The following is a 12,481-nucleotide window of genomic DNA, read 5'->3' as shown; positions in this document are numbered from 1 at the left end:
AGCATCCTGCTTTAAAGGCAATGAATTGAATTATTTGCGGCAATGCCTTGGGTACGTAGTCGTTCGACGCCTCTAGCACCTGCCTCATTGCCTTTCTTGTCGGCCTCCTGATAACACGCCATTGCCCGGACCAAATCACTAGGGATGATTGCGCCGGTTTCATAGGCGCCGCCTAGTTGAATCAGTGCATCCGGGGAACCGAGCTGGGCAGATGTAACGAGAGCGCTCAATGATTTTTCTGGACTGACACAGGCTCGCGTTTCTTCGTAATTGCCTTCGTCGCAATAGAATTCGGCAAGGGCGATCCCTGCCTCAGGTACGCTCTTGGCGGCTGACTCCAGAAGCTGAAGAATCTTGGCATTTTCCAACCGCGGCGCTTGACCTGAAAGACTGATACCCGCTGCTGCGAAAGCCGCCTCCGGGGAGCCTTGGTCTGCCCCATGCAAATAACTGTTCAGAGCAGAAATGTACAACTGGCTGGAAGAGGAGGATTCGGTATCGATAGCCAGTTGGTTATACATCACCCCTCTTTTTAGTGCGCGCTCAGCCGGTGAAGCCTTTAACTTCGGGTATTGAGCATCAAGTGCAGACTCAAGCGACCAATCTTCAGCACGGGTCAATACCCAACAGTCGTTATGTTTGAAAGTGAAGATCTTAAGCACCTCACCGCTTGAATCGCGAACAATCACATTGTTCGGCAGCTGGACTTGCATGCTCAGCCCAGACTTCGCGGTGTTGTCAGGAGCAAGCATCACCAGCGATTGAAGGTCCAACACCCTCGACTTTCGCTCCACCACTCGCGGCTTTGAATCGGTGGCCACCACCGTTTGTTCGATCACGGGTGAGGCGATAAACGCTTGCTGCACGTCGGAGTTGGATGAGAACTCTTTTACGAAATCTGCGAAGTTGTCGCTCGGGCATTGCAAAGTGCTCGATTGTGCCGCAAAGGCGTCTGAACAAAACCCAAACGCCAAAAGCACCAGACATTGCAGCTTGAATTGACGCACTCGATTGTTCTTTGTCATCACGAACTCATCACTCAGAAAACACAAAAAAAGCCTTCGGCTTAACCTTCTCAGGCGGCGCATTCAACAACGCTTGATCCATCAAACTCCCGGCCTTGTCCTTATCCGCCGCCCCCGGCAGCACCGGCGGTTTAATCCCGATCCCGGTGCCACTTCCCGCCGACCCGCCAGCATTAATCTTCACCACCGGCCCAACCACCGTCACACCACCGCCATCGAGCTTGATAAAACTGCCACCGCCGAGAATCGTCAGCTCAGTTCCCGCCTCAATGACAATCTTGTCCCCCGCCTTGATGTGAATCTCTTTCCCGACACTGGTCAGTTGTGCGGTGCCGAGCTTCACATGCTGGCTCTCACCAATGGTCAGGTGGTCGTCCATCCGCGCTTCGACCTTGCGATCGGAAATCGTGGTGCGGTGTTCTTCAGCCTTCAGCTCGGTGTAGGTGTTCTTCACCACCGTGTCGTGGCGTTCGTTGCCGACCCGAATCTTCTGGTCGTGCTCGACGTTCTCATCCCAGTCGCGCTGGGCGTGGATGAAGATTTGTTCGGCGCCTTTTTTGTCTTCGATGCGCAGTTCGTTGTAGCCACCGCCGCCCGGGGAGCTGAGGGTTTTGAAGACGGTGCGGGTTTTGTTCGCCGGCAGGGCGTAGGGCACCGGGTTTTCCTTGTGGTACAGGCAGCCGGTGACCAGTGGCTGGTCGGGGTCGCCTTCGAGGAAGGTGACGAGGACTTCCATGCCGATGCGCGGGATGGAGATGGCGCCGTAGCGGTCGCCGGCCCAACTGCTGGAGACGCGCAGCCAGCAACTGGTTTTGTCGTCGGCCAGGCCTTCGCGGTCCCAGTGGAATTGCACTTTGATGCGGCCGTATTGGTCGCAGTGGATTTCTTCGCCCTTGGGGCCGGTGACCATGGCGGTCTGGCTGCCGAGCACGCGGGGTTTCGGGTGCTCGAGGGCCGGGCGGTAGAACACGTCCCACGGGGTGGCGAGGAAGCGGTTGCGGTAGCCCTGGTGGAAGTCGTCCTTGTTGTCGGTGGTGTCGCTGGTCACCGATTCTTCGAGGACTTGCGGCTGTTTGCCTTCGTGGAAGATTTCGGTGAGCAGCCACAGGTCGTTCCACTCGCTGCGCGGGTGGTCGGACATTTCCATGAAGTGGCCGCTGACCAGTCGGGTCTGGTCGCCGTGACCTTCGGCCTGGCGGTAGTCGGCGCGATGACGTTCGAGGGCGCGCTGGCTGAGGAATTTGCCGCGCGCGCGGTCGATGAAGCGGCCGGGGTAGTCGTAGTCTTCGAGATCCGGTTCAGTGCTTTCGCCATCCGGTTTGTACGCTGCTTCCATTTGCAGGCGCGGTTTTTCGAAATCGTAATCGCGGCGGGTGGTGCGGCTGGTGCGGGTTTCCAGGCGCAGCTTGAAGCCTTTGATCACCGGTTCTTCGGCGACCATGCCGCTGCCCTGCACGTACGCGGTCGGCTGGCCGAGGTTCGGGAACACGGTCTGGTCATCGCCGAACACCAGCAGATGACCTTTCTTGCTGTGCTGGAAGTGGTAGTGAATGCCTTCCTCTTCGCACAGGCGCTGGACGAAGTGCAGATCGGTTTCGTCGTACTGCACGCAGTAGTCGCGATCCGGGCACGGCTGGCTCAACTGGAAGCTGTAGGCGTTGCCCTTGATGCCGTGCTCGTCGAGGATCAGCGCGATGATTTTCGGCGCCGACATCTGCTGGTAGATGCGCTGGTTGGTGCGGTGATGCAAGTATTGCAGCTGCGGCACCAGCGAAACCTTGTAGCGGGTCAGGCGCTTGCCGGCATCACCCTGGGCGACGCGGTAGATCTGGCCGTGGATGCCCGAGCCTTGCGGGTCGAGCGCCAGGAACGCCTGTTTGTGCAGGAGTTTTTCCAGGTCCAGATCCGGGTTTTCGCTGACCAGTTCGAGGTCGAAGCGAAACGGCTGGCTGATGCCCTCGGTGCCGGTGAACGACAGGACTTGCAGGTCGCCTACGTAGTCTTCGACCGTGAGGCTGAAGTGCGTTTCGTTAGCTGGGTTGAACATAGTGTGCTCCCTGTTCGAATGTCATCCGTTACGCCCTCAGCCGCAAACGCTGCAACCAGGACGAAGTGGCGCCCAAGGCGTCACGCAATTGGTCGGCAGAAATGTTGCGCTCTGCCGCGTCAAAGGCCAGCGCGGTGCGCAGCGCCGGCCAACAGTGGGTCGGCAGATTTGCCGGGGCTTGCAGCTCGCGATCCAGGTGTTCGTCACGGGCCTGGGTCGAGGGCAAGCGGCGGAACGGGTGTTTGCCGCCCGCCAGTTCATAGATCACGCAGGCTACGCCGTACACGTCTGCGCTGGCCGACAACGGTTGGCCCTCAAGCAGTTCGGGGGCGGCGTAGCCCGGGGTCCAGGCGTTGAAGCGCTCGCGGCTCAGGTGCGGCAGGCCGGACAGGATGCCCTCCTCGGCCTGCCCGAGACCGAAGTCGAACAGGCGCACGCCGTCTTCGCTGAGCATGACGTTGCTCGGTTTCATGTCACCGTGCAGCACGCCGCGACGGTGGGCGTAGGCCAGCGCGTCGAGCAACGGCAGCGCGATGTCGCGCAGTTCTTTCCACGGCAGGCCCAGTGGCCGCTCGCAGAGCAGTTTGTCCAGGGTCAGGCCACGCATGAGCTCCATGGTGATGAAGGCCCGCTGGCAATCGGTGTCCACTTCGAACGTGTGCGGTCGCAGCACGTTGTCGTGACGCAGGCGTCGGGTCAGGGCGAACTCGCTGTAGAGCAAGGCACTGGCGTCCGGCGACTCGGCAAATTCTTCGCTGAGGATTTTCAGCGCAATGTAAGGATCGGGATCGCCGAACTGTTCGTGCAGCAGATCCCGGGCCCGGTAAACCGCACCCATGCCGCCGGCCCCGAGCAGGCGCTCGAGGTGATAGCGGCCTGCCAGAACGTCCGGCAGTTCGCCGACGCTGGCCTTGGTCGGCGCCAGCGCGGGTTCGGCGTTGTGCTGCTTCGCGAAAGCGAAATAGGTCAGGTTATTGGCCTGCTCTTCGCTCATCAGCAAGTCGTCGACTGAGGATTCGATTTCAGTCATTGGCGGATCACCACGGCAGTCAGGTTGTCGCGAGCGGCACCACGCAGGGCGCCGTCGAACAGACGTTCCAGCGCCACGTGCGGCGCCGCCAGGCTGAGCGCATTGCCGAGGGCATCGCTGCTCAGGCCTTGATACAAACCATCGCTGCACAGCAGGAACACATCGCCCGGATACACCTCGAGTTCCAGCACATCCAGGGTCAGTTGTTCCGCTGCACCGACCGCCCGGGTCAAGGCCTGGGCCGCTGGGTGCGCCGCAGCCTGCTCGACGCTCATCTGTTGCTCGTCGATCAGTTGCTGCTGCAGCGAATGATCCTTCGACAGCTGATACAACCGCTGGCCGCGCCACATGTAGCAACGGCTGTCGCCGGCCCAGATGCAGGCCGCACGATTGCCTTCCACCAGCAGCGCCACGACGGTGCTGCCCATGATGCTGTCGTGACGCCCGGCGGTGACGGTCAACTCCTGCCCCAGGCGCCGGTTCAGCCAGTGCAGGCACTGGCGGATGGCTTTGAGGCGTTCGTCGAAGTCTTCGTGCTGCGGCAGTTCAGCCAGGCTGGCGACGATCATCTGGCTGGCGATGTCGCCCCCCTGATGACCGCCCATGCCGTCCGCGACCACCCACAGCCCATGCTGCGGGGTGTCGAGGAAGGCATCTTCGTTGCGCGACCGCACCTTGCCCGGGTCGGTTCGCGCCGCGCTGCGCCAGGGACTGGCCACCAGCATCAGAGCTGCACCGGCATACGGAAGGTACGCATCACGCCCATGTCGAACGGATTCGGCGTGCGCTGGCTGGTGAGCAGGTAGTTGGCGCGCAGGCCACCCACATCGGCTTTGAGCACCAGCACGTCGCGACCGGTCAGGTACTCGGTCTGCATCAGGTCGAACAGACGGAACAGCGACCACGGACCGGAGTTCTTCTCGATGCCGATCGGGCGGCCGGCCATCTTGTCCATGACGAGGCTGGTGCGACCGTCTTCAGCATCGGTCGGCCATTTGAAGTTCATCGGCAGGATCGGACCGTGGCGGTATTCCATGGTCTTGTCGCCGAACTTGAACTCGGAACGGCTGACCGCCGGATCGAGGGTGTACGGCTCCAGCTTGAACTGCACGGTCGGCTCGGCCGGGTTGATCGAGAAGAAGCTCTGGCGAATGTTCAGTGCCGCCGCCATCTGGTCGAGGAAGACCTTGGACACCGGCAGACTGCGACCGTCGACGCTGCGCATCCGGTAGTTGCCCGGATCACCGCTGACGAATGGACGCATGTAGCTGTCGAAGAAGCGGTCGATGGTGCCTTGAGCCCGGAAGAACTCGCGGAAATCGCTGATCGCCACGTCGCTGGTGCTCGATGCGCTGAATGGGTAACGCTGGTTGATGGTCTTGCCATACACGCTGTACAGCTCGCTCTGATAGCGGCCGTTCAGGTATTGGTAGGCATCGTTGAGCACCAGGCGCCACGAGTCTTCGGCCAGCACGTTGAACCACACGCTCAGCGGACGCGGCAGACGACCCGACGCATTGCGCAGGTTGGTCAGCGCATCACGCTGGCCGCTCATGCGGGTCTTGGCCAGTTCGAACGCGGCTTGCTCCGGCGTGCTGGAACGGGCGAGGCCTGCCATTTGCAGTTGCAGGTCGTTGAGTGCGGCGAATGCCGGGGTCAGGTCAGCGGCCGGGCCGTTGTTGTCGTCGAGCAGCTTATGCAGCGGTTCGAAGCGACGTTGCAGGGACTTCTTGGCGGTGTCCGGCAGATTCTTCGCCACGTTCATGGCCGAAGCCTTGTCCGCGACAGCGGAAGCAAGTTTGCCGACCTTGCCCAGTTTTCCCTTCTGCCCCGCCAGCGCATCGGCGGCGTCACCGGCTTCATCCACCGGCTCAGGGGCCGCCTGGAAGCGGGTGTTTTCGCGGACTTCAGTCAGCAGCGCCAGCACCGGCGAGTTGGCCGACGTCAGGCCCGCCAGTTGCTCGGCACCTTCACCGGCATCGCTGATCGGCGGCAGCGCCACCTGGCCAACGGCCTCGCTCCAGTAGTTGGCGTAGTCACGGAAGTACAGTTGCTCCAGCTCGACCATCAGGCGACGCAAGTCCATGTCGCTGATGCCGGCGCCTTCGCCCAGCACCCAGTTGTCACGCAGGATGTCGGTCACCAGCGACGCGCCTTGTACCGAGAAATACTGCTGATAACCGGTCTGGGTGTAGAAGCCCGGAATCACGTATTCGGTGCCGATGAACAACGAACCCTGCGGGCCGAGGTGCTGGCTGAAACGATAGTCCGGCAGGTTGCGCGCCTGCTCGCGGAGCATGCGGTAAACCACGTTTGCCAGCGATTCACTGCGCAGAACCTGACGCGCCTGAGTTACCAACTGCTCGTTGAGCGGGTAGATAAACGGCAGCTTCAGCAGACGCTCAAGGTGCGCGTTCAAACCGTTCTGCACCGCAGTGTTGCCGGTGTAACGTTGCGACCAGTCGGTAGCGACCCAATCCTTGAGCCATGCCGCGTCGCGACGATCCTTCATGTTCAGCATCAGGTACGCGCGCAGGCTGTTGATCAGCTTTTCGCGGTCCTTCATGTTGGCGCGGATCTGGCCTTCGAGCATGGTGGCGACGCGCGGCAGCAGTTGCTTTTCAAGCTCGCGCTCGTAGGCTTCCTTGACTACCGGACTGACTTCCTGGCCTTGATACAGACCGACACGCTCGTGGTACGACACGTCGCTCTTGTTCGGGAACACCTGGGTGGCGGCGTAGCTGGTGTCGAGGGTTTTCAGCGCGCCCATCGCGTCATCGCGTGGCGACAGCACGGTGCGTTGCTGCGTCCAGTTCTGCGCCAGGTTGCGCAGGTTTTCCAGACGTTCGTAGTTCGCCGAAAAACCGCCGGCCCAGAGCATGCCGAACAGCGCCAGCGCACCCAGAGCACCGACGTACAACGCACGCTGACCCCAATGAATGCGGCTGCGCTCGCGCTTGTCCAGCCCGGCCAGATCGGCCTCGGGGAAAATCACCCGGCTGAGCAAATGGTGGATGAAACGCGAACGACCGCTGCGCAGCGTCGGCAACACACCGGCGCTCATGCCCAGACTCGCGCCGATACCGGCGGTGGTCGAATCCATTTCCTGGGTCAGGTGCGGTGCGCTGGTCAGGTAGAAACCACGCAGTTGCGTCGCACGCTGGTAGCGGTTGCCGGTGAACGCCATGTCGACGAGCAGGCACAGACGCTCGCCGATCTGGCCCATCTGATGCGGGAAGTCGAGGATGCGGCCCCGGCGCTGGGTATCGCGCTCGGAGTGCATGCGCATGATCACCTGGCTGTTGAGGCGACGCAGCAGCTCTTCGAACTCGTTGCGCAGCACCGCCACGTCAGTGCCGACCTGATCCTTGCGGAAACTGGTGCCCAGCACCTGATCGCTTTCTTCGCGGGTCAGTTGGTCGAAGAACTCGTCGAAGCCCAGCAGCTTGTCAGCCTTGCTCAGCACCAGATAGACCGGCACATCGACGTGCAGCTTCTGATAGACGTCTTGCAGACGCGCACGCACCTGGCGGGCCAGGGTTTCGATGTCCTGTTCGCTGCCACTGGTCAGGGTTTCCACCGGAATGGTCACCAGCACACCGTTCAACGGACGACCGCGACGACGCTTGCGCAGCAGCTCCAGCAAGGTGGTCCAGGCACTGCCGTCGACTTCCGCATCCGGCTGGGTCAGGTAGCGGCCGGCGGTGTCGATCAGCACACCGTGATCGGCGAAGTACCAGTCGCAGTGGCGGGTGCCGTGGGTATCACGGGTCAGCTTGCGGTCGATCTTGTTGATCGGAAATTCCAGCCCGGAGAAGTCCAGCAGGCTGGTCTTGCCGCTGGCCTGCGGGCCGATCAGCAAGTACCACGGCAAGTCATTGCGCCAGCGCTCGCTGCGGCCGCGATACAGGCTCGAAGTCTTGAGGGTTTTCAGGGCGTCCTTGAAACGCTCCTTCAACTCTTTCTGCTCTTCTTCGATCAGGTCGTCACGGCGGATACGGTCCTGGCCGTCTTCGGTTTCTTCGACGGCTTTCTTGCGGATACCGGCGCGCCAGCTGACGAAGACCATGGTCAGGCCCCAGATCAGGAACAGCACGGCGATGGTCAGCAAGCGCGAGGTGGAACTCTCCCAGAACTTGTAGTCATCCACTGCCAACAGCGGGCCGGCGAACCACACCAGCAGCGCCACGAACAGCACCAACAGCAAGGTCCAGACCCAGGTCTGGCGCAGGAAGGCGCCGACTTTCTTGAAAAACTTTTTCATCACACGTCCCTGTTTACGGCTGCGACTGCGGCGAGGCCGCGGCCGGATCAAGCGGCTGATAAGGTTGCAGAACGGTGTCGCGCTGCTCGCCCAAGACCCAGGCGAAGCCCGAATACATCATCACCAGGCAGACGAAGGTGAACAGCACCACCATCCACGCCGGCACGATGCGCACCAGATTGCGACGCTGATCGTTGAGGCCTTCCCACTGCGGCGACAATTCGCGCGGCACGTCGCCACGCAACTGACGGATCTGCCGGTACAGGGCGTCGCGAATGCCTTCGAGTTCCAGCATGCCGCGGGCCTGCACGCGGTACTTGCCCTCGAAACCGAGGGACAGGCACAGGTACATCAGCTCCAGCATCGGCAGGTGCTTGACCGGGTTTTTCGACAGCCGATCGAGCAGCTGGAAGAACTTCTCGCCACCGAAGGTTTCGTTGTGGAAGCTGCTGAGCAGGCTCATCTGCGACCACTCGCTTTCGTTGCCCCACGGCGTGGTCACGACAGCTTCGTCGACCACAGTGCAGAGCACGTAACGGGCGGCCATCACCTGGCTGCTTTCGGCGCCGTTGTGCAGGGCGCGCACTTCGAACAGCTTGAGCCCGGCGGTCAGGCGCTCGTTGAGCGCGTAGAGGTCTTCGCGGGTTTCGCTGTGCTTGAGGCGCACCACTTCCGACAGCAGTTCGGACGACGCCGCCACCAGCGAATTGAGGCTGATGTTGAAGGCTTCCGCCGGGCGCAGCCGCGCGGCGTAGATCATCCGTTCTTCCAGTTGTTCGAAGCGCGGCGGCGCGGCGAAGTCGGTCAGCGGACTCGCCGCCGGGCCATGGCCCTGACGGTCGAGCAGGACGGTTTTGTCGTCCTGGTTGTGTTCCATGTCCTTGATCATGTCGGTCAGTTCCTGATGGCCCAGAATTTCAGTTCAAGCTCGGCGAATTCGCCGGACACGTGGAACGCGAAGCCGCCGGAGCGCTCGAGTTGTGCCAGGTCTTCGGAACTGAGTTCGAGAATGAAATAGGTTTTGTTGGAGTGGAACGCGATCTGCCGCGGGGCCACCGGCAACGGTTTGACCTTGATCCCCGGCAGGTGCAGGTTGACCAGTTGGCGGATACGCTCCACCGGGCCGACCTTGAGGTGCGCAGGCAAGCGATTGCGCAGTTCTTCGGAGTCGCAGTTGGCACTGGCCGCCAGCACGAACGACGCCGAGCCCAGCAGTTTGTGGTCGTGCAGCGGCGACACGATGATCCCGTACTGACGCGCTTGCAGGATCAGCTCGATGGCGTGCTGTTCCAGCACCATCGACAGCACCTGACGGATCGACTCCATCAGTTTGCGGAAGCTCGCGCCCTGGTCGGCGTGGGAGTAACGGCTGTCCAGGCGCGGGCGTTTGCTGTCGCTGGAGAAGGTCGCCAGATCGCCGAGCATGGTCAGCAGCGTGCGGTACAACTCTTCCGGGTGAACCTGCTCCAGGCCCAGGTAGTGGCGCAGCAGCAGTTCGGTGCGGTTGATCAGTTGCAGCATCATGAAGTCGCCGATCTCCGCGCCGCCGACCTTGCCGTTCGAACGAATCCGCTCGGCAATGGTGTCGCCCCGGTGACCGAGCATGCTGATCACTTCCTTCAGGCACGACAGCAGATAGCTGGACGCGTGGGCCTGAATGTAGGTCGGCACGAAATCCGGGTCGAGGCTGATCACGCCGTCGGGCGTGGTGTCGAGCACGTCGCAGATCTTCAGCTTCACGTAGGCCTGGTCGCTCTGCTGCTCGCCGAGCAACAGCTTGAAGTCCGGACGACCGCAACTGACCTGACTGGCGGAATCGTCTCCCGCGTTGGAGTCGGCGACTTCGGCGTCATACGCGGTGTAACGCGCAAGAACGTCCGACTGCTCCGGGCGACGGGCCTCGATGTGGTTACCGGTGACCAGTGGCAACGCCAGATAGATCGGCATGTTGCCGGTGTTCGGCGGCACGTCCAGCGCCAGCGGTTCGGTGTTGCCACCGAGTTCGAACAGGCTGCCGTCCGGCAGGATCCCCGAGGCTTCACTGATCACCAGCTTGCCCATGTTGAGGAATTGCAAGTCAATCTGAAGATTCAGGAAACCCCAGGTGTAGCCGCCCAGCAACTGGGTGCGGGTCTTCATCTGGTGATCGTAGTAGCGGTCGTTGTGCTGGAAGTGCTGCGGACGCAGCAGCATGCCTTCCTGCCAGATGACTTTATGGGTATTCATGATCAGTCATCCGCCTTGGCGAGCACTTCGTTGGTCTTGCGGATACCGGCCTGATCCAGGGTCAGATCGGCTTCGGTGACTTCCAGCGGCGTGATCGGGAACGTGTGGCGCCACTTGGTTTCCGGCAGGTCACGGTAGGCGGCGAGGATGCCGATGTAGCGGCTGCCCTCCTCCACGCTGAGTTTCAGTTCCACGGTTTCACCCGGGCGCAGTTCGAGTTCTTCGCTGGCCACCAGATCCGGGTTGAGGGATTCCTTGGCTCGCTCATAGAGGCTGAAGAAATCGGCGTTCTCGAACGTCACCGGGTGCTTGAGTTCGAACAGGCGCACCACGATTGGCGACGGACGACCATTGAGGTCCGGGTTCAACTGATCGCTGCCGGTCAGCTTCAGGTTGATCTTGGTCACTTTCGAATACGGCGACAGCGACGAGCAACCGGCGAGCAGCACCAACAGGGTGAGCGCGGTCAGCGTCTTGAAAAAAGCGGTCGAGCGGCGAGACATGCGCATCATCCTTGGTGGTCGGTGTGGAGGGTGGAGATCAGGCGGATCTGTTCTTCGTAAGCCTGGGCGAAGTCGCGCGCCAGCAGGCGCTCGCTCCAGTCATCGTCCTGACGCAACGCCTGGTGATAACGGTTGAACGCTCTCCAGCGGCCGCCGGAGGTGGCGAGCAACGGCTTGTTGTCGCGCTCGAAACGCAGGGTCAACTGTTCCGGCGAGAAGTGCTCCAGGGTGCCGCGCACCGCCGCACGGCTGGCGGTCAGCAGCGCCACCTGATGCGCCTGCAAGTCGCGGAACGCACGGGAGATCGCCTGCTCCGCCGGCAAGTGGCCCGGCTTGTGCGGCTGCAACAGGATGTCCAGCGCTTCGCTCGGATCGACGGCAAATTTCAGCGGGTTCTTGTTGGTGCCTTGCACCGTGGTCTGGGCCAGGCGCAGCTCGTTTTTCAGTTCGGAGCGGGTACGCAGGCTCTGCTGCAGGCCGCCGATGCTCTGGCGCAGCAAACGTGCAGCGTTCAGCGCGAGGGCTTCACGCTCGTCGTGGCTGAGGTGCTTGACGTTCACGCCGAGCGCCGCACCGAATTTATCCCAGAAGGTTTCGCTCTGACGCTCAACCTCTTTCGGAGCCGGCACGGGTTCTGGCTTGGGCTCGACGATCAACTCCGGCACCATCAGGCTTTCCATGTCGATACGCGCATAGTCGGCGCGCTGACGGGAGTCCGCGGGGTCGGTGGTCGGCGCGAGCATTTCCTCGAACTCCGAGTACACGCGCTCTTGCTGCTCCAGCGACTTCAACGGATCGAGATCAAGGAACGCATCGTCCGGAATGATGCTGCCAGCGGCACGCGGCAAGCCCACTTCGCCATCGAACGTCGCCGGGTCACGCACCAGTCGCGCACGAATCTCGAAGTCGCCCAGCACGTAGGTGCTGCCGTGCTCGATGCGCACCGGTTCACCCTTGTGCAGGCGTGCGCCGCTTTCGCCGTCCTGCACCCCATTGCTGCTGGTATCGGTCAGGAAAAACGTGCCCTCGCGATAGCTGACAATCGCGTGATGGTTGGACAGGTGCCGCTTGCGGTCCGGGATGATCCAGTCGCAGTCCTCGCCCCGCCCGATCACGCCGCCGGCCTGTTTGAAGGTCCGCTGGCACAGCTCGGTGGGCACGAACTGCTTGGTGTTCAGCATTTCGAAAACCAATTCCATGTTTGATGCTCCTTGCGGTCACTTGCCGCGATTGACCGCCTGCGGATCACCCAATGGGCGGTAATCGTTATCGTTGAATTTGTAATTGCCGCTGCAGCCGCCGAGGCCGCATAGAACGACGAGGGTCAGCAGGACAGCGTGCCAGTGACGAACAGACATCAGAGGGTCTCCAGATGTAGACAAAGCA

The 12,481-nt window shown here is 61.7% G+C and carries 10 protein-coding genes; all 10 read right to left on the bottom strand.

The window, feature by feature from the left end:
- Nucleotides 1–11: 11 nt before the first annotated feature.
- From CAF87_RS10460 to CAF87_RS10415, 10 genes are read right to left on the bottom strand one after another with little or no spacing between them, the layout of a single operon-like run.
- On the bottom strand, nt 12–1,025 hold the full coding sequence (locus CAF87_RS10460; protein WP_085731360.1) for a tetratricopeptide repeat protein: 1,014 nt from the start codon (nt 1,023–1,025) through the stop codon (nt 12–14).
- Nucleotides 1,026–1,035: 10 nt separating this feature from the next.
- Nucleotides 1,036–3,072, bottom strand: a complete 2,037-nt coding sequence (locus CAF87_RS10455) for a type VI secretion system tip protein VgrG (protein ID WP_085731359.1) — start codon at nt 3,070–3,072, stop codon at nt 1,036–1,038.
- Nucleotides 3,073–3,100: 28 nt separating this feature from the next.
- Entirely contained in the window at nt 3,101–4,102 is a 1,002-nt protein-coding gene (locus CAF87_RS10450) for a serine/threonine-protein kinase (protein WP_085696804.1), read from the bottom strand.
- Entirely contained in the window at nt 4,099–4,827 is a 729-nt protein-coding gene (locus CAF87_RS10445; RefSeq protein WP_085685940.1) for a PP2C family serine/threonine-protein phosphatase, read from the bottom strand. Before CAF87_RS10445 ends, CAF87_RS10450 begins: the two co-directional genes overlap by 4 nt.
- On the bottom strand, nt 4,827–8,366 hold the full coding sequence (gene tssM / locus CAF87_RS10440; protein ID WP_085731358.1) for a type VI secretion system membrane subunit TssM: 3,540 nt from the start codon (nt 8,364–8,366) through the stop codon (nt 4,827–4,829). The genes CAF87_RS10445 and tssM overlap by 1 nt, the downstream gene beginning before the upstream one ends.
- Nucleotides 8,367–8,379: 13 nt before the next feature.
- On the bottom strand, nt 8,380–9,255 hold the full coding sequence (icmH, locus tag CAF87_RS10435) for a type IVB secretion system protein IcmH/DotU (protein WP_064600459.1): 876 nt from the start codon (nt 9,253–9,255) through the stop codon (nt 8,380–8,382).
- 5 nt (nt 9,256–9,260) lie between these two features.
- Nucleotides 9,261–10,592, bottom strand: coding sequence for a type VI secretion system baseplate subunit TssK (gene tssK / locus CAF87_RS10430; protein ID WP_085731357.1), 1,332 nt, complete (start codon nt 10,590–10,592; stop codon nt 9,261–9,263).
- Nucleotides 10,593–10,594: 2 nt separating this feature from the next.
- Complete coding sequence (gene tssJ, locus CAF87_RS10425; protein WP_085731356.1) at nt 10,595–11,095, bottom strand: type VI secretion system lipoprotein TssJ; 501 nt, start codon at nt 11,093–11,095, stop codon at nt 10,595–10,597.
- 5 nt (nt 11,096–11,100) lie between these two features.
- Nucleotides 11,101–12,294, bottom strand: coding sequence for a type VI secretion system-associated FHA domain protein TagH (gene tagH, locus CAF87_RS10420; protein ID WP_085731355.1), 1,194 nt, complete (start codon nt 12,292–12,294; stop codon nt 11,101–11,103).
- 18 nt (nt 12,295–12,312) lie between these two features.
- Nucleotides 12,313–12,453 (bottom strand): hypothetical protein, encoded by a 141-nt coding sequence (locus tag CAF87_RS10415; protein ID WP_003229566.1) that lies wholly within the window; start codon nt 12,451–12,453, stop codon nt 12,313–12,315.
- Nucleotides 12,454–12,481: the final 28 nt, after the last annotated feature.

This window comes from Pseudomonas sp. R38(2017) (assembly GCF_002112395.1).
Classification (GTDB): Bacteria; Pseudomonadota; Gammaproteobacteria; order Pseudomonadales; family Pseudomonadaceae; genus Aquipseudomonas.
This window is presented reverse-complemented; position numbering and strand designations above follow the sequence as displayed.

Coding starts and splice junctions, on each gene's coding strand:
- CAF87_RS10460 (WP_085731360.1), bottom strand. CDS start 1,025: ATGACAAAGAACAATCGAGTGCGTCAATTCAAGCTGCAATGTCTGGTG.
- CAF87_RS10455 (WP_085731359.1), bottom strand. CDS start 3,072: ATGTTCAACCCAGCTAACGAAACGCACTTCAGCCTCACGGTCGAAGAC.
- CAF87_RS10450 (WP_085696804.1), bottom strand. CDS start 4,102: ATGACTGAAATCGAATCCTCAGTCGACGACTTGCTGATGAGCGAAGAG.
- CAF87_RS10445 (WP_085685940.1), bottom strand. CDS start 4,827: ATGCTGGTGGCCAGTCCCTGGCGCAGCGCGGCGCGAACCGACCCGGGC.
- tssM (WP_085731358.1), bottom strand. CDS start 8,366: ATGAAAAAGTTTTTCAAGAAAGTCGGCGCCTTCCTGCGCCAGACCTGG.
- icmH (WP_064600459.1), bottom strand. CDS start 9,255: ATGATCAAGGACATGGAACACAACCAGGACGACAAAACCGTCCTGCTC.
- tssK (WP_085731357.1), bottom strand. CDS start 10,592: ATGAATACCCATAAAGTCATCTGGCAGGAAGGCATGCTGCTGCGTCCG.
- tssJ (WP_085731356.1), bottom strand. CDS start 11,095: ATGTCTCGCCGCTCGACCGCTTTTTTCAAGACGCTGACCGCGCTCACC.
- tagH (WP_085731355.1), bottom strand. CDS start 12,294: ATGGAATTGGTTTTCGAAATGCTGAACACCAAGCAGTTCGTGCCCACC.
- CAF87_RS10415 (WP_003229566.1), bottom strand. CDS start 12,453: ATGTCTGTTCGTCACTGGCACGCTGTCCTGCTGACCCTCGTCGTTCTA.